Below are 23,752 nucleotides of genomic sequence, written 5' to 3'. Positions count from 1 at the left end.
TCAACTGCTCTCGCGCCCAAATCACTGCGGAGTTGAAGCAGGACTCGCAGCCGGCTCAACCGCGCTCACTCCTGGCAATATCGTCGAAGTCGCCCTGAACTTTCGATAGTCCGACTCGACAGCCCGCAGGCTCCCATCGAATTTGAAGAGCAGTAGCGCTCGCGCCTCACCGCGTCCCTCAAGCAGCGCAGGCAGCCAGACCTCATCGTTCACCTTGCGCTGCTCCATCCCAAAGCTCGTTCCCTTCTGAATATTCGCGACGAGGCCGCCGCCGATCTTGAAGTTATTAACAAAGTGCCCCTGCACCTTGACCAACACCTTGTCTTGCTCATCCACCCACGCCGTCCCCACAAGGTCCCGAATTACATCCTCTCCCCGGTTCCGCGTCTTAGCCTTCGGATCACCGGCAAAGTCGACAGCAATGGTGTCCCGCCCATTCATCTGCAGCCGCCTTGCATTCGTAAAACTCCCCAACTCCAGCAACCGAGACACCGTAATCTCATCATCCCCGCGCGGAGTCGACTCCTTCCCCTTTGCGTCCGCCTTTGCCCGCCTCTCCTTGGCCTTCGCTACCTCCTTGTCGATCTCTTCATCCTCTTTCTTCTTCTCGGACTCGCTCAGCTCTTTTCCGTCCTTCTTGATCATCCGCTGCACTGGAACACCTTCCACCCAAAATTCGTCGTACTCCCTGGTCTCGGTCTTCTTCACCCCACCGTGCCCGTCTGAGTGCTCCTCGGTCTGCACCGACCGGAATATATAGTCTTTCTTGACAGCCTCCGAAGTTCGCTCGTTCGCCTCTACCGCACGCATCAGCGTCGGGATATCCGGCAGCGGCCGATCCTCAACCTTCACGCCCTCGGGCTTTGCCTCCTGTGGCGCTGTAGGCTCAGCGGGCTGCGGTCCAGTCGCTTGTACCCCGCCCACAGTCGACTGCAAAGCGAACACGTTTCCCGTGGACATACTTGTCCAACCAATCGCGATCGCCAAAACTAGAGCTTTGCGAGCAACAGCCACCATCCCTCCACTATAGTTGCGGACGATCTACTCAACAAATTCGCTGCAAAAGTGATGGAGTCACCACAATCTCTGTCCATTACTTGCAGTGATAGAGTACAGTGTGGTCGTACCAATATTTGAATCTGCTTTGTATTCGTTCTCGGAGAGAAACAGACCAGTTTGATTCCCCACGCACTCATGCTCGGCATCTCAGACGACGTCGCCGTCGCCCTCAAGCCAGTCGCGGCGAATCAGCGCCTCGCTGGCCTCAACATCACGACCGTCTCCGACATTCCTGCGGGCCACAAACTTGCCGTCCATCCCGTCGCCCCCGGCGATCCGGTTCGTAAATTCAACCAAATCATCGGTTTTGCGACTCAAGCAATATCAATAGGCGAGCACGTCCATACCCACAACCTCATCACCGGTAACTTCGAGCGCGACTACTCCATAGGTTCGGAAGCACACCCAACGGAGTTCGTCCCTCAAGCTCAGACACCCACCTTCCAAGGCATCGTCCGCTCCAACGGTCGCGTCGGCACCCGCAACTACGTCGGCATCCTCACCACAGTAAACTGTTCAGCAACTGTAGCCCGCCGCATTGCCGCTCGCTTCACCCCGGAGATCCTTAACGCGTACCCAAACGTCGACGGCGTCGTCACCATCACCCATGGCACCGGCTGTGGAATGGCAGAGCACGACGAGCCTGCCGATCTGCTGCGTCGTGTCTTCGCCGGCTACGCGACCCACCCCAACTTCGCCGCCGTCCTCCTCCTTGGCCTTGGCTGCGAAACCAACCAGATCGAGCCTCTGATCACCCTAACCGGCGCCAACGGCAGCCTCCGGACCAGCACCATTCAGGAGGCAGGCGGCACCGCAAGCGCCATTCAGAAGGGAATCGCCACCGTCGTCGGGATGCTGGAACAGGCCAACCAAGCCACTCGAACAACCGTCTCCGCCTCCAACCTCATCGTCGGCCTCCAGTGCGGAGGCTCCGACGCCTACTCTGGCATCAGCGCCAACCCTGCCCTGGGTGCAGCGGTTGACGTCCTCGTCCGCAACGGCGGTACCGCCATCCTCTCCGAGACACCCGAGATCTACGGCGCCGAACACCTACTCACCCGCCGCTCCTCCCGTCCCGACGTCGCCCAGCGGCTCATCGACCGCATTCACTGGTGGGAGGAGTACACCGCCCGCCACCGAGGCTCCATCGACAATAACCCTCAACCCGGGAACAAAACCGGTGGTCTGACAACCATCTTGGAAAAGTCTCTCGGAGCCATCTCCAAGGGAGGCACTACCAACCTCAACGAGGTCTACCTCTACGCCCAGCCGGTAACGGAAAAGGGCCTCGTCTTCATGGACTCACCAGGCTTCGACCCGGTCTCGGCGACTGGTCAGGTTGCCAGCGGCGCCAATCTGATCTGCTTTACCACCGGCAGAGGCTCTGTCTTCGGTTGCAAACCCACCCCATCCCTCAAAATCGCCTCAAACACCACCGTTTTCAACCGCATGTCGGACGATATGGACGTCAATTGCGGAACGATTATTGAAGGGGAAGAGACCGTTCAGGAGGCTGGAGCGCGAATATTCGACGAGATTCTCCGCGTCGCCTCCGGACATCCCACCCGAAGTGAGATCCACGGCTTCGGCGAAGAGGAGTTTCAACCTTGGCTGCAGGGTGCAACCCTCTAACTTGCAACTGTTTTCGTAGGAAATACATGGCTGCTTCGTATGCGCCTAATCAACAGTTTCAAACGAATCTACGACTTTCGATAGCGTGCGCCTTGGCTCCAAAAGGACTAGCATAATAAGGTACGCGAAATGGCTTTCGCGAATAGATCGGAAGCGAGGAAGCAATGGCCACAAAGGCAGGGACTCTGACTCCACCAGTTGCAAATGTAGAACAACAGGAACGCGAAACAATCTTCGACATCTTTAGACGCTGGGGTTATCTGCAGGCCTCTCTCGATCCGCTCGGACAATACCTCCCCCCGAACCATTCCCCACTCCGGCTCCCGAAGGCGACATCGCGAAAGAAGCTCGCAGCTACTACTGCGGCACCATCGCAGCCGAATTCATGCACATCGCAAACCCCGAACAGCGTCAGTGGCTGCAGGAGCGCATGGAGCAGATCGCACCAAAGCCTGATCAGGCGCAGATTCTCACGCAACTCATCAACGCCGACCTCTTCGAGCAGGTCATTCAATCGCGGTACCTCGGCTCCAAGCGATTCTCGCTCGAAGGACTCACAGCGCTCATTCCGTTCCTCGATCGCATCCTCGCAGTCAGCGCAGGTCGCGGCGTCACCACGGCCATGCTCGCAATGAGCCACCGCGGCCGCTTGAACGTAATGACCAACACCGTAGGTCGCTTGCCCTCAGAGATATTCACCAAGTTCGAAGACGTCGATCCGCGCAGCACCATGGGTGGTGGCGACGTGAAGTATCACGTCGGTGCGACCGGCGAATATCGCTCCCCGAACGGCGAAGTGATCTCAGTCCACCTCGCCTCCAATCCCAGCCACCTCGAAGCAGTCGATCCCGTTGTCCTCGGACGCACGCGCGCCAAGCAGGAGCGCATCGGCAAAGGCGGAAGCGATCAGGTTCTGCCAATTATCATCCACGGCGATGCTGCCTTCGCAGGTCAGGGCATTCTCGCCGAGACGCTGAACATGGCAACCCTGCACGGCTACAACGTCGGCGGAACCATTCACGTCATCGTCAACAATCTCCTCGGCTTCACCGCAGTGCCCGAAGAATCCAACTCCTCACGCTTCGCCACCGACATCGCAAAGCGTCTTCCCATCCCGATCTTCCACGTTAACGCAGAAGATCCCGACGCGGTCGTGCGAGTCGCCGCCATCGCCGCAGAGTACCGCAACCGCTTCCACTCCGACATCGTCGTCGATCTCGTCGGCTACCGAAAGCACGGACACAGCGAAGTCGACGATCCCACCGTCACCCAGCCCCGCCGATACGCCATCATCAAAGATCGCCCAGCGCTCTATCAGCTCTACGCCAAGCAGATCGGCATCGACCCATCCGCCGAAGTGCAGAAGATCCAGCAAGAGCTCCTCGACGACCAAAAGGCCGCGACGCAGGCCGATCACAAGCCCCATCTCGCGCAGCTTCCCGCCTACTGGGACAACTACCGCGGCGGCGAACTGCTACCTGAAGACGACATCGCAACCGGCCTCCCCGCGCAGCGCATCAACGAGCTCGTCACATCGCTCACCGCCTATCCCGCCAACTTCCACATCCACGCCAAAGTAAAGAAGCTCTTTGAGCAGCGCCAGGAGATGGGCGCCGGCTCACGCCTCTTCGACTACGGTATGGCTGAGCTCGTTGCCTTCGCCTCTCTCCTCGAAGCCGGAACGCCCGTCCGTCTCACCGGACAGGACTCGCAGCGCGGCACCTTCAATCAGCGCCACGCCGTTATGGTCGACACCGAGACCGAAGTCCGCTACACCCCACTCGCGCACCTCAGCGACAAGCAGGGCAAGTTCGAGGTCTACAACTCGCTCCTCTCCGAAGCTGCGGTTCTCGGTTTCGAATACGGCTTCTCCCGCGACTTCCCCGAAGCCCTCGTGCTCTGGGAGGCCCAGTTCGGCGACTTCGCCAACGGCGCACAGATCATCATGGACCAGTTCATCGCCGCCAGCGAAGCCAAGTGGAATCTCCTCTCCGGTCTCGTTATGCTTCTCCCACACGGCTACGAAGGCCAGGGCCCCGAGCACTCCAGCGCCCGTATCGAGCGCTACCTCCAGCTGGCTGCCAACGACAACATCCAGATCTGCCAGCCCTCAAACGCCGCGCAGTATTTCCACCTCCTGCGTCGCCAGGCGCTCCGTTTCTGGCGCAAGCCGCTCGTCGTCTTCACGCCCAAGAGCATGCTCCGCCACCCCGACGCCTCATCCACACTCGCCGACTTCGCCATCGAGCGCTTCCAAAACGTCCTCCCCGACAACGACGTCAAAGCCCCTCGCCGCCTGCTCGTCTGCAGTGGCAAGATCGGCCACAACCTTCGGGTCGAGCGCGAAAAGCGCAAGGACTTCTCCGTCGGCATCATCTTCCTCGAACAGATGTACCCCTGGCCCGAGGCCGAACTCCAAACAGCTCTCAATCAGCATCCCGAAGCCCAGGAGATCATCTGGGTTCAAGAGGAGCCAGCCAACATGGGCGCCTTTACCTACGTCATGCCGTTGCTGCGCCGCCTCGCCGGCGACCGCGCCGTCCTCAGCGTCAAACGCAGCGCCAGCGCAACCCCAGCAACTGGCTCCGCAAAGGCCCACGAGATAGAAGAGAAGACTCTCATCGACCTCGCGTTAGGCTCTCCCGAGTAGTTCTTCTATTCGAAAAAAATAACGGCGCAGCCTTTACTCAGGGCTGCGCCAATACCTTTAAACAAACCAACACCAAAATCATTAATCCCGGCTGCTACTCCGGAGGCTCTGACGTCACCGGAGGATGCGAGGGCACTGGATTAGCGATCTCCTTCGCATAGATCTGATACGTAGTCTTAGGCGGATCGTCATGCCGATGAAGCGCCCGCACACGAGCTCGTATGGCCTCATCGGCAGCCGTTATCCGCTCCCGCGAACGCAGATAGTCCAGCCACGACTCCATCAGAAACGTCTCGTTCAAATGTTCCGGGTCAAGCGCATCGCGATAGATGCCCCATCGAATCGCACCGTCACGCAGTCGCACACCCCGAAGCTGATGAATAGCGAGCGTAAACTCAGCGTAGTTCTCCGTCGGAACGCAGTAGGCGATAGAGATGCGAACTGGCCCATCAGTTGGCTCCGTTTCAAACGCAAGCTGCGGAGCCGGATGTCTGAACTGGTGCGGCGTATAGTCCGGCAGAGGGCCCTGCAAAATGTGGTACCTCCGCGCAAACGGAAACGTCAGCAGCAGTCCGCCAGCAGCCGTCGCTAGCGCAATCGGAGTCGACGTGCGTTCAGCGATCACGCCCCACAGAATCGACCCGAGCACCATGCCTCCCTGAAACGTCATCATGTACGTGCCCAGCGCACGCGCCTGCACCCACGCCGGCACCGATAGCTGCACCGACACATTGAACGTCGACATCGAGCTGGTCCACGCTGCACCCGAAAACAGCAACGCGGCAATAATGATCGATGGACTCCGCACAAACGCCAGCACGAGCAGCACAACGACGTTATAAAGAGTTGACGCCGCAAGAATCTGATCAGCAGAGAACCGTTGCCGAATACGATGAAGCGTCATAGCCGCGGCCACCGCCCCCACCCCCAGCGATCCGTTCAAGATGCCGTATCCAAGCGGCCCCTGCTTCAAATCGCGCTTGGCCACCACCGCCAGCAGCGACCAGATAGCCGAGATAAAAAACGTATAGATGAACGCGCGGATAAGCGACGACTGGAGATCCGGTGCATACCGCACATATCGCAGCCCCGATTGGATCGACGCAGCAACGCGTTCCGACGGCAGTGCAGACTTGAACAGCGGAATCCGCTTCCAGTTCACCAGCACCCAGATCACTCCGGCAAACGAGAGCGCATTCAGCGCGAACACTGACCCCGCGCCCGTGTATACGCGTTGAAATCCGGCGACCATCAACCCGCCAAGCGCAGGCCCCACGGCCCTCGCCAGATTGTTGCTGGCCGCGTTTAGCGAAACCGTATCCGGAATTAACTCACGCGGAACCAGCTCTGGAACAATCGCCTGCCACGCCGGGTTGTTCATCGCCGAGCCGACGTTGAGCAGAAACGTAAACCCCAACAGCGCCCACGGAGAGAGGTAGCCGACGAAGGTAAGGATCGCCAGAACACCCACAGAAGCCAGCATCCATGTCTGCCAGAAGATCAACAGCTTGCGGCGATCGAAGATATCCGCCGTTGCACCCGCCAAAAGCCCGAGCAGCAGCACAGGCAAACTCGCCGCAGTCTGCATCAGCGCGACCAGCAGCGGCGAGCTCGTCAGTGACGTCATCAGCCACGTGCCGGCTGTATCCTGCATCCACGTCCCCACCGACGAGATCGTGCTGGCGATCCATCGATCCCGAAACAGAGGAATTTTAAGCGGGGCGAAGCCGTTCGAATCGACAGGCGCATGGACCTGAAGGGGATCGGAGGCTGGAGTCTCAAGAGGCATCACTGCAACTAGTCTACAGATCAGAACCGGCGAGTATTCGCAGCCGGGACAGCACGCAAAGTGCGAGGCGCGATTTATTATGCCGAACGCATTCGAGGAACGCTGGCGTGCGGTCTGCTGACATGCCGATGGGTTGACTCGCTAATTAGCTAAGCCCTTAAAAGGGAAACCCACGCAGCGCGGTGGGGGCTGTTGCGTGGGTATTCCTGTAAAGCAACGAAGTGGGTGGACTTCGTTATGACTGACTCAACCCGAAGGGAGTCTTGCCATTCGTTTAAGGTAACGTCAAAGCAGATTTGAGTCAAGGTATTTGTCGGCTCATGCCTGCCGTGCCTGTTTCACCATTTCTACAAGAACGGTGCGGGTCTCCGTGGGTGTCGAGACCTCGCGAAGGAAGGGAATTCGAGCCCCTTTGACCCCTCCCGGCGTGAGCACCCGGACATGGAAGCCCAGCCGGTCAACCGAGGTCATCGTGGCGGTTTCAGCCTCCAGTTTTGCATGGACGCGGGTCAGGAGCACGAGCGCGTCACTATGGTCGGCATTCATGTGGTCCAGGATGCTCTGCGCGGCCGTTGCAAGGGGGTCAGGGGCCGCCGCAGCGTAGTCGGCAGCCGTTACCCAGCCCATAACGCCGAAGCCGCCCACGTAGTAGACATCCACCGGTTCCAGACGAAAGAACGCGAAGTCGGTGAAGTCGACCCAGTACTGGCTGTTCGGATGGGCCTTGAGGTAGATCTCACGAACTTCGGTCTTCTCTTCGTCAGTGAGCTGTGTGACGTTGCCCACCAGGGTGACCCGGGCTGCCCCAAGGACATCGCCATCGGCTGCAGGTTGGCTGACAAACAGACTGGCGCGCGGATCGGCCTTCAAGTTCTGGGTGTGCATTGCCATCGTGCTGATCAGGAACAGCGGCCTGCCTGCCGCATCAAGCGCGTATGGCATCAGCGAGCCAAAGGGGAAGCCCGGCTGCTTGCGGGAGACGGTCGAAAGAGTGGCAACGCTCGACAGGTGCATCAACGTTCGCGAACGCTCGGCGTGCGTCGGTTCGGGAACAGGAGGCTGCGGATTCGGATTGAACGGTGCTGCGTGCTGGTTCGACATTCGTCTGCTCGATCTTCCGATTCGTGGGGGGTGCCCCCCCGGTTATCTTGCTTAAATTATCTAGAATGAATAGCTTGGCAAAACTGCCGGTTGCAAAATCTTCATAACAAACGGGTTACAGCTAAATTCGTCCAGGCAAAGGGGTTAGTGGTGCGGTTAACCGATAGAAGCTCCGGTTGGCCGGAGCTTCTTCAATTATTTAAGTTTACAGGATAGAGGGAAACTAATGCGCAACGCGTTTGTGCAGGATTGACGCGGGTTTTGTGCTCAGTGGGGCTTGACAAGGTTTGGGGAGCTTTGAAGTGGGGATGTTCATGCGCAATGTGAAGCGATTCGTGCTCCTTCGATTGGGGTGCGGAATGACGAGTCGAAGATAGGCAAAGGCAGTGACAGTGGCAACAGCAAAGACAAATGCGGGGGTCTCTCCACTGCGCTGTTCACGATGAGACCGTGAACAGCTTCGGTCGAGATGATGCTTTTTCGGGAGATGCAGGAGTTGTGGGGAGCAGAACGCGGAGCCTTGGGCGTATGCAGGATGAGGATACGGCAGTGATGGTCGTGAGACCACTTCGCGGGTGCCTTGTCTCGTGTGCATAATTTGATGACTCCTACCTGCGATGGTGAACGACAAAGAAGAGACAAATAACGACAAACGCAGATCCCCTTCGGGGATGACAACAAAAGGAAGCAACGGCAACTGCATTCTTTAATCTCTGCCGGAAGCGGTAGGACTTTCCTGCGGTTGCCCCTGAAGGATGCGGTTGACGACGACAAAGAAATATCCCATTGACAAGCCGCACATGAGGACGCCGACGAGGCCTTCGACCGGCGCGAGGAGTCGGAAGGGCTTCGCGAGCACGATATCGCCATAGCCGATGGTCGTGTAGGTAACTCCGGAGGAGTAGAAGGCCGCTTCGGCATCGGGAAGGGAACCGCGCCAGAGATAGAAGAGTGCCCAGAGGGAGATCTCCGCGAGGTGTAGCAGGAGCAGCCACCAGACGATGCGCAGGAGCGCCCTCCTGATGGCGAGAGGAGTAGTTGGTTGGGAACGCGCCCTCGTCGCATAACGCAACAGCAAGGAGATGCCTGCAGCGTGCATCCAAATAGTGCTGGCTGCCAGAAGGAACGCGGCAAAGAAGATAGAGGGCATTTCTTACTCTGGCATCCCGTCTGAGCCGGCACGGGTTATCGGCAAATTCGGACTGTTGCTGTAAAGGACTTGCCGCCTCTGTGTTGCTAGAGGCGGCAGATCAGGAGTTCGCGCTCGTAGATCATCTCGGGGGGGAGATGGTCGTGGAGAGCGAGGAAGAGCTCTTCGTGGCCCATGACTTCTTGCTTCCACTGGGCGCGGTCGACGGTTTGGAGGGTTTCGAAGGTGGCCTTCATCTGTTCGCGGGGAATGTCGAGACCCTTCCAGTTGATGTCGTCGAAGTGTGGGGTCCAGCCTATGGGAGTTTCTTTGCCCAGAGCGCGACCGCGAACACGGTCGACGATCCACTTGAGGACGCGCATGTTTTCGCTGTAGCCGGGCCAGAGGAAGCTGCCGTCGGGCGCTTTGCGGAACCAGTTGACGTGGAAGACGCGGGGCGTGGCGGAGAGGTTGCGCTGCATCTTGAGCCAGTGACGGAAGTAGTCGCCCATGTGGTAGCCGCAGAAGGGCAGCATCGCCATCGGATCGCGCCGCACCTTGCCGATAGCTCCGGCAGAGGCTGCAGTCGTCTCTGAGCCCATCGTAGCGCCGATGTAGACGCCCGCAGACCAGTTGAAGGCCTGGTAGACGAGCGGCATGGTGGTTGGACGGCGACCGCCGAAGATGAAGGCAGAGATGGGGACGCCGTTCGGATTCTCCCAGTCGGGGTCGATCGTGGGACACTGCCGCGCCGGCGCGGTGAAGCGGCCGTTGGGATGGGCAGCGGGTTGGCCGGTCTCTTTAGCAATCGCTGGAGTCCACCGATTGCCACGCCAGTCGATGAGTTCGGCGGGTGGGGTGTCGGTCATGCCCTCCCACCAGACGCCACCATCCGGTGTGAGCGCCACATTGGTGAATATCGTGTTCTTCGCCAGCGTCGCCATAGCGTTGGGATTTGTCTTCGCACTAGTCCCAGGAGCGACCCCGAAGAAACCTGCCTCCGGGTTGATGGCGCGTAGCTGTCCACTGGCGTCAGGCTTGATCCAGGCGATGTCGTCGCCGACGGTCCAAACCTTCCATCCGTCGAATCCTGCCGGTGGAATCATCATGGCGAAGTTGGTCTTGCCGCAGGCTGAGGGGAATGCGGCGGCAACGTAGGTTTTCTCGGTGGTGCCGTCGGTGCGCTTCGGTGACTCAACACCGAGGATCAACATATGCTCGGCCATCCAGCCTTCGTCACGCGCTATGTTGGAGGCGATGCGGAGGGCGAAACATTTTTTGCCGAGGAGCGCGTTGCCACCGTAGCCGGAGCCATAGCTCCATATCTCGCGGGTTTCAGGGAAGTGGACGATGTACTTCTCGTCGTTGCAGGGCCACGGAACATCTTTCTCGCCGGGCGCCAGCGGAACACCGACCGTATGCATGCAGGGGACGACGCGTTTTTCGTCTTTATCAATTTCGGCGAACACTGGTGCGCCGATTCGAGCCATGATGCGCATGTTGACGACGGCGTAGGCCGAGTCGGTAAGCTGAACGCCGATCTGCGACATGGGCGAGCCGATGGGGCCCATCGAGTATGGCAAGACATACATGGTGCGCCCGCGCATGCTGCCGCGAAAGAGCTGCTTGAGCTTCTTACGCATGACGTAGGGGTCTTCCCAGTTGTTTGTAGGCCCAGCGGTGTCCTTGGAGAGCGAGCAGATGAACGTACGATCCTCAACGCGCGCAACGTCATTTGGAGCTGATCGGGCGAGAAAACAGCCGGGCCACAGCTTTTCGTCGAGTTTGGTGAATGTTCCAGCGTTCACGAGCTGGTCGCAAAGGTAGTCGTACTCGGCCTGAGAGCCGTCAATCCAGTGAATGCGGTCGGGCTGGGTGAGGTCTGCCATCTTTTCGACCCAGCGGATGAGGTGCTTGTTGATAGTTGGTGGGGTTGCGATTGCGGCTTCGGTGGTTACTGTCTTCATAAAGTGGCGCTAAATTCCTTCGCGTACAAGTCTTCGCCTCTACGCGGAGGCTGTCAACCCACGCTGAGATGCAAGGGACTCCCCAGCCCTGATAGACTTAAAGTTCCGCGTTGTGACTACGGCGCAATCAGTTTCTCAAAGGGCGAACGCTCAGCGAGATCAAAGGAAAAACAACACTAGTGGACCAGCAGACCAAACAAGCTCTCAAGCACGACCAGTTCGTCGATACCACCAACCATGGCCTCGAGTGGGCCAGCGAAAACCGCCGTTCCGTAATCGTCACGAGTGCGATTGTGCTTGCAGCGATCCTGGTTGTTGTTGGCGGTGTACTGCTCTATAACAGCCGGGCAAACCAGGCGTCGGTCGCCTTCGGTGCTGCGATGCAGGCGTACCAGACGCCGCTTGCGGCTCCTGGGCAACCTGTGCCTCCCGGCGTGAAGACATACGCTTCGGTTACGGAGCGCGCCAAGGCTGCTAATGACTTGTTCATGGGCGTTGCCGATAAGTACGGTATGACTCCTGATGGAAGAGTTGCACGCTATTTTGGTGGCCTCACCTACATGGAGCAGGGCAACAACGCCACCGCTGAAAGCACACTGAAAACGGTAGCCGGTGGGTGGAACGGTGATCTCGCTGCGTTGGCAAACTTGTCGCTGGCTCAGCTTTATCGCCAGACGGGCCGCGATAGTCAGGCGATTGATCTGTATAACCAGCTGACGGCGAAGCCAACCAGCACAGTGCCTGCAGGTCTCGCGCAGTTGCAGCTGGCTGAGCTTTATGAAACGGAAGGGAAACCCGACCTGGCCAAGAAAATCTATGCTCAGCTCAAGGACAAAGACGCCAAGGGGCCTGCTGGCGCTTTGGCTGCACAAAAGCTGAACCCCACACCAGCCGCTCCTGGCGGTCAGTAACTTCAACGTAAGAAAATAATCGATTTTGTTTCAACTCGGGATGCCAGGTTTAATTTGGCATCCCGAAGTTGCGTTTATCCGAAAATTATTGGGACAAACTACTCATCGTGGTACGAGTCGGAGGGATTGCTTCGAACTTTGAGTGATGCTTCCGCATCCGTTCGAAGTCTGGTCAGAACGCTCCACTGATCATTTTCTTTGGGAGGTGCGACCCAGACCGGTAGAGGCATCCTGAGGTATTCGGAGAGCACGAGCGCGTGCGGTTCGTAGAGAGCCCGAATCGTGTTCAACCTCTTCGCTGCAGCGGGATCTCCGCAGAGTCGTAAATGACGGTCCCCAAGGGCTTCGCATAGCCGGTAGAAATCTTTCGACGGCAATCGGTCCAGTTGTGATTGACGTTGCCAGGCCTTTTGTTCTTCGATGTGGAAGACATGGCCAAGATCAATGAGTGCATGTCGCGCCATCACGAAGGTCAACTGGGCTTGTCGTGACGGCGTGCCCTCGACGACCGAGATCAGCAGGGCGCAGGTGTCCAGTATCGATACGAGGGCCGATAGCCAACTCTGATTGTCGTGTTGCGAGCGGTAGTAGCAGAGAATCGGGTAGGAGATGTGTGACTCTAAAATCTCTGCTGACCAGCGTTCCCACTCCGCGAGCAGATCCGAGAGTGCTTCCTGGCCACCTTCAAAGGCATGACGCCGAAGAAGCTCGCCAGCGTTGGGTGGGGATCCGGCACGGGCGTCCAGTAGTGCCACGCTGACTTCTCGATGGGAGAACGCCTGATACAGCACTGGGAGGTAACCGATTACAAGAGCGACGAAACCTAGTCCGACGCCGGATTCGAAGATGATCAACGCCCGTGCCAGACGACTGTGCGGCACGACGTCTCCTAAACCAAGGGTAAACAAGGTAGTGCCGCTGACGTACAGGTCGGTGCCGAACTGGCTCCAGGCGCTGGCGCTGTGTGCCATCAGGGCGTCGCCAAAGGGAGAACTCATTGAGAAATAAAACATTCCGAAGCCGAAGATCAGAAGAAGTGCCCAGAGCAACAGAAGAAGAAGAAGCGAAAGTGGGCCGTAGACGCTATAGATCTGCTCGCGCACCTTCTTGTCGCTTGCACGCTCGGCCATCAAAACCCATGGCGCCCAAGTGGTTATGAAGAAGAGGCGAGTGATCTGAAACCGACCCGTAGGACGGCGCGGTAGAATGATCGTCTGAAAGGCGTCGAGCGCTACCCCAAGGCAAAAAAATAATGCGACAATGAAAGCGGCGACGTGCAAGTAGATTCCCTCGTCAAAGCAGAGTCAGCGTTCTTTCGTAAACCTTACCAGAGCCCCAGTTGCGATTCCCGGACGAAGACGCGACCCAGATCTTCTTAATCCTCTCTGCATTCGCGCTTTTATTGGAATAGGTGAGTCTAAAACTTGACCTGCGAAAAGACATCATTTTTTGATTCGACAAAAATGCTTTTTGAGAGCTAGGCTGAAGTTACCAGAGAAGTGTTCGCAGCCACACCTGAACGATTGACAGTGAGGGATACATGAAGCGAGTTCTGGTTGTTGATGATGACCGATTGGTTGCTGACACGCTGAAGTTGATCTTCGAGAAGAGCGGGTTTGCGGCTAAAGCGGCTTATTCAGCAGACCAGGGGCTTGAGTGTTCGCGTGAATTTTCACCGAACCTGCTTCTTTGCGACGTCAGTATGCCGGGTCGAGATGGTCTTTCCCTGGTAGACGACGTGACACGGGAGTTGCCGGGTTGCCGCATCCTGGTGCTAACCGGCTTTTATTCCAACCTGCAGAGTGTCCGTGAGCGGTCCCGGAAGCTGTCGCGGCCTGTGGGTATCCTCACTAAACCGTGTCAGCCGCTGGACCTTCTCCGTGAAGCTGCTGCGCTGCTGGCCACTGCCTAGAAGATGGTCTAGCAATGTACGATCTCGGCCGAACGCTTATTTTTCTTGGTATTTTGCTGGTTTTGGCAGGTGTTGTTCTTGTCGGGCTCAAGCACTTTAATCTTCCTATCGGCCGTCTTCCCGGCGACCTGAACTGGCGTGGTCGTGGTTGGTCCGTCTCATTTCCGCTCGCGACTTCAATCCTGGTCAGCGTGGTACTGAGCGTGTTGTTGTGGATCATCGGCCGTATGCGGCACTAGCTCGGAATGCTGCATCACGATGCTAGACTCAGGCAGGATGTCCGAGAAGGAAGACAACTCGCAGACCTTGGCGAGCCTGCGTGCACGGCGAGGCAAACCTCGTGTCGGAAAGCGCTTAGCCGTCTCTTCTCCTACTTCGGATTCGATCTTCCAGGCGGAACTTTTCCGTACCTTGGTGGAGAATGATCTTCCTGACGTTTCATCACAGGATGTTCCGTTTGCTCCTGGCAGATCAACGAGATCAGCCAGCGAAGATTCTTTCAGTCAGACGACTGGCGTTTCCATGGAGCGACGCATCTGGAGCGTTCATGAACTGATTACCAACCTTCGGCAGTATGTTGAGACGACCTACATCGATCTTTGGGTCGAGGGCGAGATATCTAACTTTCGGCTGGCCCCCTCCGGTCATATCTACTTCACGCTTAAAGATGGCGACGCGCAGTTGCCAGTCGTCCTGTTTCGTCGTCAAGCGCTGTTACTGCGATTTCGCCCAAAGGATGGCCTTGCTGTCTTGGTTCGCGGTCGCATGTCGGTTTACGAGAGCCGAGGCCAGGTACAACTTATTGGCGAGACAATGGAGCCTCGCGGTGCTGGCGCTCTCCAGCTTGCTTTCGAGCAACTCAAGAGCCGCTTGCTCGCTGAAGGTCTCTTCGACGTATCGCGCAAACGCCCGCTCCCGGCATTTCCAAAGTGCATCGGTATCATCACTTCGCCGACTGGCGCGGTGATTCGGGACATCGTTACCATCATTCGGCGTCGTCATGCACGGCTCGATCTGCTGATATACCCAGCGACGATGCAAGGCTCAGCCAACTCAGCCACCGTTGCGGCGGGAGTTCGTTGGTTTAATGCCAATCCTTCGTTGGTCGACGTCATTATTCTCGCGAGAGGGGGCGGCTCTACGGAAGATCTCGCTGGGTTCAACGACGAAACGCTAGCCCGCGTTATCGCTGCATCCGAACTTCCCATCGTCTCGGCTGTCGGGCATGAGACCGATTTCACGATCGCGGATTTCGTCGCCGATCTTCGCGCCCCGACCCCGTCGGCCGCGGCAGAGTTGGTCACTGGTGCTCAACATCAGATTGAAGAGCGGGTTGCAGCGCTGGCCGCGAGGGTACAGCGAGCCGGACGCTTCCATCTGATGCAGGCGCGGCACCGGTATGCGCAGCTTTCTTCTGAGTCTGTGCTTACTCGTCTGCGTGACGGAGTCAATCGCCGCGACCAAAGACTCGACGAGCTTCGGCTCCGTCTCGACGGGGCTGCACGCCGTCGACTGCGTGTGCCCTCTCAACGAGTCGCGTTTATCTCGGAGCGCCTTCACCGGCAGGACATTGCGGTTCGCATCGCTATGACCCATCGTCGGCTGCAGAGTGTCGCTCAACGGCTGCAAGGCACTCCAAATCAGATCATCGTGGGCCGACGGACCCGTTTGAACCACGCCTCTGCGAGACTTGGAGCCTTGTCGCCCCTCGCTGTGCTGTCGCGAGGTTATGCCCTCGTCTATGATGCCGACGGCACGTTACTGCGTTCGGCCGCAGATACTGTTATGGGCCACACGATTCGCGCCCGGCTTGCTACTGGAACACTCGAAGCAGAAGTGACTGCCACGCAGATAGAGGAAACCGACGTAACGGAGACACGCAATTCATGAAGAAGCTCTTTGGAACCGATGGTATTCGTGCCATCGCCGGACAGTCGCCTTTGGATGCACCTACCATCTACGCTATTGGGCTTGCCTTGGCCCATACGCTTTCGATCAAGACTCCCTCCCCACGTGTTCTGCTCGGTATGGACACTCGCGAGTCCAGCGAATGGATCGCTGCAACGTTGACTGCAGGGCTCACTGAAGGGGGAGCGTCGGTTGAAAGCGCCGGCGTGATTACGACTCCGGCCATTGCATTCCTCACAAAGACTCACGGCTTTGCTGCCGGTGTAGTCATCTCGGCTTCGCACAATCCGTGGCAGGACAACGGTATCAAGCTCTTTGGCCCAGATGGGTACAAGCTCCCCGACGCCGTTGAGATGGAGATTGAAGAGGAGATCTTCCGTAAACTTGAGGGCGCGAAGGCGATGCCTCCGCAGACCGTCGCACCAGCCGTCAACGAGGCCGATCGTGCTGAGTACGTTCGCTTCCTGCTCGACGCCGTTCCTGGTCTTTCGCTCGATGGAAGACGTATTGTTATTGACTGCGCGAATGGAGCTGCCTCGTCAGTTGCTCCTCAGTTGTTTTCCAGCCTCGGAGGCGAAGTTGTTATTACCCATGCAAGTCCGGACGGTCGCAATATCAATGAGGCGTGTGGGGCGTTGCACCCAGAGGTTGTCGCGCTGCAGGTAAAGAGCTGCCAGGCATCCATTGGGATTACCTTTGATGGCGACGCGGACCGTGCTCTTTTTTCGGATGAGCATGGCTGTGTCGTCAATGGTGACGCTGTGTTGCTGCTTGCGGCTCGTGATTTGCAAGCACGTGGGCTTCTCACGAACTCAACCGTTGTTGCGACCACGATGTCCAACATGGGGCTCGAAGCGGCGCTCAAGCGGAGTGGTATTGAGATGTTGCGGGCGGCAGTCGGCGACAAGTATGTACTGGAGCAGATGATCAACACCGGCGCAGCTCTCGGCGGAGAGCAATCGGGGCACATCATCTTTTCGGGGCGAAGTACGACCGGTGACGGTTTGCTTACCGCTTTGCTTTTGTTGGATGTCGTCCATCGGAGTGGCAAGTCTCTTGCTCAACTGGTTGCGGACCTTAAGGTCTTCCCACAGGTGATCGTCAACGTCAAAGTGCGGGAGAAGAGACCGTTGGAGGGGATTCCTGCCGTTGCTGCAGCGATTCGCGCCGCAGAGGCCGAACTTGCTGATTCCGGCCGAGTCGTCATCCGGTACAGTGGAACCGAAGCACTGGCTCGCGTTATGATCGAAGCCGAATCAGAGGCATTGATGCGGCTTCATGCCGGGGCTATTGCTGCTGCTATCCAATCCGAACTTGGAACTTAGGGCATTTGTATCGTTGTTGCTGTAGCGGTGATTTGGCTTTAGCGTAATAGGTTTCAGATGTTCCTATGTAAATGATCTCGGGCCCGTTCGGAGAGCATATTCTTGGTTCTCGTTATTCGCTCGCCGTAAGGACGAGATGGAGGAGGCCATCGTCCATCAAAAGGATATAAATTCATATCAATTGCTCTTTCCGCAGATCGATCGGGCCGTCAAAATCATCATAGGGACAATTGTTAGCCATGCTCCTGTCATGACCTTGGTTGGACACGGTCGAATGGATGGTAGTTTGGTTACGGAGATAAAAGAGAATCAAGGAGCATGCAGATGACGACGAAATTGACGACTCTGAGTGGGCGTCCGGCATGGAAGGCACTCGAAGCTCATTACGAGCAGATTCACGATACCCCAATCAAGCAGTTATTTTCGGACGATCCGGCACGTGGTGAGCGTTACACGCTCGAGGCCGCAGGAATCTTCCTTGATTATTCAAAGAATCGAATTACAGACCAAACGCTGAAGCTTTTGATCCAGTTGGCGGAGGAATCAGGTTTAAAAGCCCGGATTGATGCGATGTTTAGCGGGGAGAAGATCAACATTACGGAGAATCGCGCCGTGTTGCACGTTGCTTTGCGTGCGCCCAAAGGCGAGAAGATCCTTGTTGATGGGGAAGATGTAGTACCGGCGGTTCACGTTGTGTTGGAGAAGATGGCTGGATTCGCGGACCGCGTCCGTAGTGGGGCGTGGAAAGGGCACACGGGAAAGCGGATTCGTAACGTCATCAATATCGGTATTGGCGGCTCGGATCTTGGTCCGGTGATGGCTTATGAAGCACTCAAGCATTACAGCCAGCGTGACATCACTTTTCGCTTTGTCTCGAACGTTGATGGAACGGACTTTGCCGAGGCGGTGCAGGATCTCAACGCGGACGAGACGCTCTTCCTCGTTGCCTCAAAGACCTTCACGACGCTCGAGACGATGACCAATGCTCACTCGGCACGCGATTGGTCGCTCGCTGGGCTAGGGGGCGATGAGAAGGCAGTAGCGAAGCACTTTGTCGCAATCTCAACCAACGCCAAGGAAGTAGAAAAGTTTGGCATCGATACAGCGAATATGTTCGAGTTCTGGGACTGGGTGGGTGGCCGCTACTCGATGGATTCAGCGATCGGATTGTCGACGATGCTGGCGATCGGTCCGGATAACTTTCGCGCGATGCTGGGCGGTTTCCATCAGATGGATGAGCACTTTCGCACTGCGCCGTTCGCGAGCAATCTTCCGGTTTTGTTGGGTCTTTTGACGGTGTGGTATACCGACTTCTTCGATGCGCAGACCGTTGCCGTTCTGCCATATGAGCAATATCTGAAACGGTTTCCCGCGTATCTCCAGCAGCTAACCATGGAGAGCAACGGTAAGCACGTAACGCTTGATGGAACTCATGTTGCCACTGAGACCGGGCCAATCTATTGGGGCGAACCGGGAACCAATGGGCAGCACTCCTTCTATCAACTCATACATCAGGGCACGCGGCTAATTCCGTGCGACTTTATTGGGTTTTACAAGACCTTAAATCCGTTGGGCCGGCATCATGACATGCTGATGGCTAATGTCTTCGCGCAGGCTGAGGCGCTGGCTTTCGGAAAGACTGCGGAACAGGTGAAGGCAGAGGGGACGCCGGATTGGCTGGTTCCGCATCGCGTGTTTGAAGGAAATCGTCCGTCGAATACGATTCTTGCGGATCATCTGACTCCTGAAGTTCTGGGCAAACTGATTGCACTTTACGAGCACGCTGTGTTCACGCAAGGAACGATCTGGAGCATCGATTCGTTCGATCAGTGGGGCGTTGAACTAGGCAAGGTGCTGGCGCAGAAGATTATCGGTGAGTTGGAGAGCGCGACAGAGCCTGCTCTGACACACGATACGTCGACCACCAATTTGATTCGGAGATATAGAAAGAACAAGTAACCGAGCAGCTAGTGTGTGAGCGAAGTTTGTGCCACCTTCGATGTCCAACGAACAAGCAGACTATTTGAAAGCGAGGCAATCGATGCAACTTGGAATGGTAGGCCTGGGCAGAATGGGAGCCAACATGGTTCGGCGGTTGGCGAAGAACGGCCATGAGTGCGTTGTCTTCGACATGTCGCCGAAGGTTGTTGAAGAGATGGGCAAGGAGAAGGGAATCACGGGATCGTCTTCGCTTGAGGACTTCGTGAGTAAGCTCTCCAAGCCGCGTGCGATCTGGTTGATGATTCCTGCGGGATTTGTTGATCAGACGATCGCTAAGTTGGTTCCTCATCTGGAGCCAGACGACATATTGATCGACGGTGGAAACTCATATTACATCGATGATATTCGGCGATCGAAGGAGCTTGCACCTAAGGGCATTCGCTATGTGGATGTGGGCACGAGCGGGGGCGTGTGGGGTCTGGAGCGCGGGTATTGCATGATGATTGGCGGTCCGAAGTCCGTTGTGGAGCATCTGGACCCAATCTTCAAGACGATTGCTCCTGGCGTTGGTGACGTCGCGAAGACTCCGGGCCGCGAGAACGTTGGCGGGACCGCGGAGGAGGGGTATCTGCACTGCGGAGAGAGCGGTGGCGGCCACTTCGTCAAGATGGTGCATAACGGAATTGAGTATGGAATGATGGCGGCTTATGCCGAGGGTTTGGGTGTGATCAAAGCAGCCAACATTGGTAAGCACACGCATGAGGTCGATGCTGAGACGACTCCGCTTCGTGATCCAGAGCACTATTCGTATGACTTCAATCTTCCGGATGTTGCTGAGGTTTGGCGTCGCGGAAGCGTGATCGCTTCATGGTTGCTGGATTTGACCGCGTCGGCGTTGATCGAAGATTCTGAACTGACTCAGTTCGGCGGGCGAGTTTCGGATTCGGGCGAAGGTCGCTGGACGATCAAGGCTGGGATCGATGAGGGTGTTCCAACTCCAGTGTTGACGACGGCGCTTTATTCGCGGTTCAGCTCGCGAGGCGAGGCTGACTTCTCGGACAAGCTGTTGTCTGCGATGCGATTTGCCTTTGGCGGACATCTTGAGAAGCCAGCGACTAAATAAACTCTGATTAGAAGGAGCGAACTCGTGAGTCAAATTCAGTCCGATGCTCTTGTGTTCTTTGGTGCGACCGGCGATCTTGCCTATAAGAAGATTTTTCCTGCGCTTCAGGCGATGATCAAGCGTGGGACGCTGAATGTTCCGGTTATTGGTGTGGCTAAGGCTGGTTGGAATCTCGACCAGTTCAAGGCCCGCGCCAAGGATAGTCTCGAACAGCATGGTGGTCTTGACGATGTAGCGTGGGCGAAGCTGCAGTTGCTGCTGCGTTACGTTGATGGCGACTACGTTGATCCATCGACGTTCGTTGCGGTGCGTCAGGCGCTGGGCTCGGCTGAGCATCCTGCTCACTATCTCGCGATTCCTCCTTCACTGTTTGAGACGGTCGTTGAACAGCTTGTGAAGTCCGGTTCGGCTAAGGGTGCTCGCATGATCGTGGAGAAGCCGTTCGGTCACGATCTGGCTTCGGCTCAGGAGCTGAATCGGATCCTGCTGTCGGCTTTTCCAGAGTCTTCGATCTTTCGGATCGATCACTATCTGGCGAAGGGGCCGGTTCACAATATGGTCTCGTTTCGGTTCTCTAATACGTTTCTTGAGCCGCTCTGGAATCGTGACTACATTGAAAGTGTTCAGTTCACGATGGCGGAGGACTTTGGGGTGCAGGGGCGCGGGGGGTTCTATGACCAGACGGGCTGCATTCGCGATGTGATTCAGAACCATATCTTTCAAGTGTTGTGCAACCTTGCGATGGAGTGTCCGGCACGAGGCGATGCCGAATCCATGCGTGATGAAAAGGTGAAGGTGCTGAAGGCGATTCCTCCTTTGACGGCGAAGCACCTGGTTCGGGGGCAGTTTAAGGGATACCTGGACGAGAAGGGTGTTGCTCCCGACTCGAAGGTAGAGACCTTTGCGGCGCTTGAATTGGCGATTAATTCCTGGCGGTGGCAGGGAGTTCCTTTCTACATCCGCGCCGGAAAGAATCTTCCGGTGACGTGCATGGAGGTGCTGGCTACGTTCCGCAAGCCACCGACGACCAACATTACCGAGCCGGACATACCGCAGAACTATATGCGCTTCCGCATTAGTCCCGAGATGACGGTTGCGATGTCTGTTTCAGTCACCGCCGAGCATGGAGGCAGCAGTCGCGAGGCTGTAGAACTTGTCGCGAGCCGCCATCCTTCGCCCGAAGAGATGGAGGCATACGAGCGGGTTCTGACGGACGCGATGGCTGGCGATGCCACTCTGTTTGCACGGCAGGACTACGTTGAAGAGGCCTGGCGGATCGTCGATCCCGTTTTGAAGGAGAACACACCGGTCTACGTGTACGAGCCACATACGTGGGGGCCAAAAGAGGCTGGGGAGACCATCATCCCGTGCTGCGGATGGGATACCCCTTCCGGGGATGAGCCGCCGGACTTCCGGATCGTCAAGCGCTAGCAGGACATTCTCGTTAGTCTGCTCCTTAGGCTGAGGGGGCTCCACCACCCCCCGGGGAGTGGTATAGATAAGTCGCTTCTTTCTAACGATTTACGTTTTCCGCAGGCTGCAAAGTGTTGATTCGACGTCGCTTAGAGGTAAATATGAGTTTCTAAATGAGTTATCCTTCCAGCCCTGAAGTGAGAAAACCCGGCCTAAGCCGGGTTTTTTTGATCTGTATTAAGTATAGCGGTTGGAGCATAACTCATACGCAATGCGAAAGTGCAGGATTGGCGCTGGTTTTCGCAGTTTGGGGCCTTGACAGGACTTTGCGGTAACTAAAAGCCGGCCAAGGCTGGTGATAACGCTACGTTCGCCACGGAGACAATTCCGGGTTGGCGCACTCCCTTGTCAGGCTCGCGTGATGGTGATTCCTAACTTCTCATAGGGTCGCAGGAGCGATTTTTGCGCTGACCGATCCGTGATGATGCCGCTGATCTCCGCAAGAGGCACAACTGCGTATGGTGAGGCTGTGTTGAGCTTTTCAGAAGAGGCAAGAACGATGGTCTCTGCGGCGGCATGGCTCAATGCTCGCTTGATTGCGGCCTCTTCGTAGTCGCCTGTTGTGAGGCCAGCCCTGGGGTGTACGCCGGTTACTCCCATGAAGAAGACGTCTGCATGGATGTGCGCGATTGCTTCCATCGCGGATGCGCCGACAGCGACGACGGAGTGTCTGAAGAGGCGGCCTCCGATGAGGATCACCTCGACGTTGAGGTGGTTGATGAGTTCGAGAGCGATGGTGGGACTGTGCGTGATGACGGTCGATTTGAGGTCCAACGGCATGTGCCGCGCCAGTTGCCTTGAGGTGGTGCCTCCATCGAGAATCACCACCTGCCCGGGCTGGATCATCTTCGCCGCTGCACGCCCGATCGCAACTTTGCCGTCTGGAGTGATTCGTTCGCGCCCGGCAAAGTCGGCGATGGCGGGAGACGAAGGGAGAGCTCCACCATGAACGCGCTGGAGGAGTCCTTCCTGCGCCAACTCTCGCAGGTCGCGTCGTATGGTGTCTTCGGAGACACCCATTGCCTGGCTTACTTCTTTGGCGATGAGCTGACCCTGTCGCTTGAGGATCGAGAGGAGCTGCTGTTTACGGTGACTGGTCAACATTTGGATGATTTCTCGCTTTCACGAGATTACTTGACTTTGCACGAAATTGCACGATATGGTTTGGGCATGATCGATCTCTTTCAAACCCCTGCAATGAACGAGCGTGTGCGGATTAAGAAGGTTGAAACGCTCTCCGACGACTGGTACGTGTTGAAGAAGACTACCTTCGAGCTTCAGCGGCGTGACGGAAGCTGGCAGCAGCAGAGCCGAGAGACCTACGATCGCGGCAATGGCGCTACGATTCTGCTGTATAACGTTGAGCGCCGTGCTGTTGTTCTTACGCGGCAGTTCCGGTTTCCAGCTTTTGTGAATGGTCACCCTGGCTTGCTGATTGAGACGGCGGCGGGGCTTTTGGATCAGGTCAGTCCTGAGGTTCGAATCAAGGCTGAGGTTGAAGAGGAGACCGGGTATCGCGTCGAGCACGTTCGAAAGATCTTTGAGGCCTTTATGAGTCCGGGGTCAGTGACAGAAAAACTTTACTTTTTTCTTGCAGAGTACGACGGCGGGAGCAGGGTGGCGACGGGTGGCGGCAACTTCAATGAAGGCGAAGATATTGAGGTGCTGGAGCTTTCGATCGAGGATGCAATGAGGGCGATTGAGAGAGGTGATATTGCAGACGGCAAGACCATCATGCTGCTGCAGTACGCCTATATTCACATTTTCAGTGAAAAGAAAGAGCAAGCCGGGCTGTTTGCTTAGCTCTGTGACATGTGGCGGTGTGGTGGACT

General features: G+C 57.0%; 18 protein-coding genes. 11 read left to right on the top strand and 7 right to left on the bottom strand.

Features of this window, described 5'->3' with window-relative positions:
- Nucleotides 1-21 precede the first annotated feature (21 nt).
- Nucleotides 22-960, bottom strand: coding sequence for a hypothetical protein (locus RBB82_RS02735; RefSeq protein ID WP_433973592.1), 939 nt, complete (start codon nt 958-960; stop codon nt 22-24).
- Nucleotides 961-1,176: 216 nt separating this feature from the next.
- On the opposite strand from RBB82_RS02735, the gene RBB82_RS02730 reads away from it, so the two are divergent.
- A complete protein-coding gene (locus tag RBB82_RS02730) occupies nt 1,177-2,691 on the top strand; it encodes a UxaA family hydrolase (RefSeq protein ID WP_433973591.1) in 1,515 nt (504 codons plus the stop codon).
- 385 nt (nt 2,692-3,076) lie between these two features.
- Nucleotides 3,077-5,341, top strand: coding sequence for a 2-oxoglutarate dehydrogenase E1 component (locus tag RBB82_RS02725; protein WP_433973590.1), 2,265 nt, complete (start codon nt 3,077-3,079; stop codon nt 5,339-5,341).
- A 94-nt stretch (nt 5,342-5,435) separates the two neighbouring features.
- On the opposite strand, the gene RBB82_RS02720 is transcribed toward RBB82_RS02725, so the two are convergent.
- The 4 genes from RBB82_RS02720 to RBB82_RS02705 form a co-directional block, all read right to left on the bottom strand.
- A complete protein-coding gene (locus tag RBB82_RS02720; RefSeq protein WP_433973589.1) occupies nt 5,436-7,130 on the bottom strand; it encodes an MFS transporter in 1,695 nt (564 codons plus the stop codon).
- Between the two features lie 318 nt (nt 7,131-7,448).
- On the bottom strand, nt 7,449-8,231 hold the full coding sequence (locus RBB82_RS02715; RefSeq protein ID WP_433973588.1) for a HugZ family protein: 783 nt from the start codon (nt 8,229-8,231) through the stop codon (nt 7,449-7,451).
- A 706-nt stretch (nt 8,232-8,937) separates the two neighbouring features.
- Nucleotides 8,938-9,381 (bottom strand): potassium channel family protein, encoded by a 444-nt coding sequence (locus RBB82_RS02710; protein WP_433973587.1) that lies wholly within the window; start codon nt 9,379-9,381, stop codon nt 8,938-8,940.
- An 86-nt stretch (nt 9,382-9,467) separates the two neighbouring features.
- Nucleotides 9,468-11,327, bottom strand: coding sequence for a phosphoenolpyruvate carboxykinase (GTP) (locus tag RBB82_RS02705; protein WP_433973586.1), 1,860 nt, complete (start codon nt 11,325-11,327; stop codon nt 9,468-9,470).
- A 179-nt stretch (nt 11,328-11,506) separates the two neighbouring features.
- Between RBB82_RS02705 and RBB82_RS02700 the strand changes: the two genes are divergently transcribed.
- On the top strand, nt 11,507-12,238 hold the full coding sequence (locus tag RBB82_RS02700; protein ID WP_433973585.1) for a tetratricopeptide repeat protein: 732 nt from the start codon (nt 11,507-11,509) through the stop codon (nt 12,236-12,238).
- Between the two features lie 98 nt (nt 12,239-12,336).
- Here RBB82_RS02700 and RBB82_RS02695 read toward each other — a convergent pair whose 3' ends face one another.
- Complete coding sequence (locus tag RBB82_RS02695) at nt 12,337-13,368, bottom strand: potassium channel family protein (protein ID WP_433973584.1); 1,032 nt, start codon at nt 13,366-13,368, stop codon at nt 12,337-12,339.
- Between the two features lie 410 nt (nt 13,369-13,778).
- Here RBB82_RS02695 and RBB82_RS02690 point away from each other — a divergent pair, with 410 nt between their 5' ends.
- The 7 genes from RBB82_RS02690 (at nt 13,779) to zwf (ending at nt 21,878) form a co-directional block, all read left to right on the top strand.
- Nucleotides 13,779-14,150, top strand: coding sequence for a response regulator (locus RBB82_RS02690; protein WP_433973582.1), 372 nt, complete (start codon nt 13,779-13,781; stop codon nt 14,148-14,150).
- Between the two features lie 14 nt (nt 14,151-14,164).
- Complete coding sequence (locus RBB82_RS02685; RefSeq protein ID WP_433973581.1) at nt 14,165-14,389, top strand: DUF2905 family protein; 225 nt, start codon at nt 14,165-14,167, stop codon at nt 14,387-14,389.
- A 19-nt stretch (nt 14,390-14,408) separates the two neighbouring features.
- Complete coding sequence (gene xseA / locus RBB82_RS02680; protein WP_433973580.1) at nt 14,409-16,040, top strand: exodeoxyribonuclease VII large subunit; 1,632 nt, start codon at nt 14,409-14,411, stop codon at nt 16,038-16,040.
- Nucleotides 16,037-17,383 carry a phosphoglucosamine mutase gene (glmM, locus tag RBB82_RS02675; protein WP_433973579.1) on the top strand — a complete coding sequence of 449 codons (1,347 nt, stop codon included), beginning with the start codon at nt 16,037-16,039 and terminating at the stop codon, nt 17,381-17,383. Before xseA ends, glmM begins: the two co-directional genes overlap by 4 nt.
- A gap of 324 nt (nt 17,384-17,707) precedes the next feature.
- Complete coding sequence (pgi, locus tag RBB82_RS02670) at nt 17,708-19,342, top strand: glucose-6-phosphate isomerase (RefSeq protein WP_433973578.1); 1,635 nt, start codon at nt 17,708-17,710, stop codon at nt 19,340-19,342.
- An 82-nt stretch (nt 19,343-19,424) separates the two neighbouring features.
- On the top strand, nt 19,425-20,447 hold the full coding sequence (gene gnd / locus RBB82_RS02665; RefSeq protein ID WP_433973577.1) for a phosphogluconate dehydrogenase (NAD(+)-dependent, decarboxylating): 1,023 nt from the start codon (nt 19,425-19,427) through the stop codon (nt 20,445-20,447).
- Nucleotides 20,448-20,471: 24 nt separating this feature from the next.
- Entirely contained in the window at nt 20,472-21,878 is a 1,407-nt protein-coding gene (zwf, locus tag RBB82_RS02660; RefSeq protein WP_433973576.1) for a glucose-6-phosphate dehydrogenase, read from the top strand.
- 390 nt (nt 21,879-22,268) lie between these two features.
- Here zwf and RBB82_RS02655 read toward each other — a convergent pair whose 3' ends face one another.
- Entirely contained in the window at nt 22,269-23,024 is a 756-nt protein-coding gene (locus RBB82_RS02655) for a DeoR/GlpR family DNA-binding transcription regulator (protein ID WP_433973575.1), read from the bottom strand.
- Between the two features lie 30 nt (nt 23,025-23,054).
- On the opposite strand from RBB82_RS02655, the gene RBB82_RS02650 reads away from it, so the two are divergent.
- Nucleotides 23,055-23,723: an NUDIX domain-containing protein gene (locus tag RBB82_RS02650; protein WP_433973574.1), complete on the top strand. Its 669-nt coding sequence runs from the start codon at nt 23,055-23,057 to the stop codon at nt 23,721-23,723.
- Nucleotides 23,724-23,752: the final 29 nt, after the last annotated feature.

It is taken from the genome of Tunturiibacter lichenicola, assembly GCF_051013355.1.
Classification (GTDB): Bacteria; Acidobacteriota; Terriglobia; order Terriglobales; family Acidobacteriaceae; genus Edaphobacter; species Edaphobacter lichenicola_F.
This window is presented reverse-complemented; position numbering and strand designations above follow the sequence as displayed.

Excerpts from the sequence above, each read along its gene's own strand:
- RBB82_RS02735 (WP_433973592.1), bottom strand. The coding sequence starts at position 960 with ATGTCCACGGGAAACGTGTTCGCTTTGCAGTCGACTGTGGGCGGGGTA.
- RBB82_RS02725 (WP_433973590.1), top strand. The coding sequence starts at position 3,077 with ATGCACATCGCAAACCCCGAACAGCGTCAGTGGCTGCAGGAGCGCATG.
- RBB82_RS02720 (WP_433973589.1), bottom strand. The coding sequence starts at position 7,130 with ATGCCTCTTGAGACTCCAGCCTCCGATCCCCTTCAGGTCCATGCGCCT.
- RBB82_RS02715 (WP_433973588.1), bottom strand. The coding sequence starts at position 8,231 with ATGTCGAACCAGCACGCAGCACCGTTCAATCCGAATCCGCAGCCTCCT.
- RBB82_RS02710 (WP_433973587.1), bottom strand. The coding sequence starts at position 9,381 with ATGCCCTCTATCTTCTTTGCCGCGTTCCTTCTGGCAGCCAGCACTATT.
- RBB82_RS02705 (WP_433973586.1), bottom strand. The coding sequence starts at position 11,327 with ATGAAGACAGTAACCACCGAAGCCGCAATCGCAACCCCACCAACTATC.
- RBB82_RS02695 (WP_433973584.1), bottom strand. The coding sequence starts at position 13,368 with ATGGCCGAGCGTGCAAGCGACAAGAAGGTGCGCGAGCAGATCTATAGC.
- RBB82_RS02690 (WP_433973582.1), top strand. The coding sequence starts at position 13,779 with ATGAAGCGAGTTCTGGTTGTTGATGATGACCGATTGGTTGCTGACACG.
- RBB82_RS02685 (WP_433973581.1), top strand. The coding sequence starts at position 14,165 with ATGTACGATCTCGGCCGAACGCTTATTTTTCTTGGTATTTTGCTGGTT.
- xseA (WP_433973580.1), top strand. The coding sequence starts at position 14,409 with ATGCTAGACTCAGGCAGGATGTCCGAGAAGGAAGACAACTCGCAGACC.
- glmM (WP_433973579.1), top strand. The coding sequence starts at position 16,037 with ATGAAGAAGCTCTTTGGAACCGATGGTATTCGTGCCATCGCCGGACAG.
- pgi (WP_433973578.1), top strand. The coding sequence starts at position 17,708 with ATGACGACGAAATTGACGACTCTGAGTGGGCGTCCGGCATGGAAGGCA.
- gnd (WP_433973577.1), top strand. The coding sequence starts at position 19,425 with ATGCAACTTGGAATGGTAGGCCTGGGCAGAATGGGAGCCAACATGGTT.
- RBB82_RS02655 (WP_433973575.1), bottom strand. The coding sequence starts at position 23,024 with ATGTTGACCAGTCACCGTAAACAGCAGCTCCTCTCGATCCTCAAGCGA.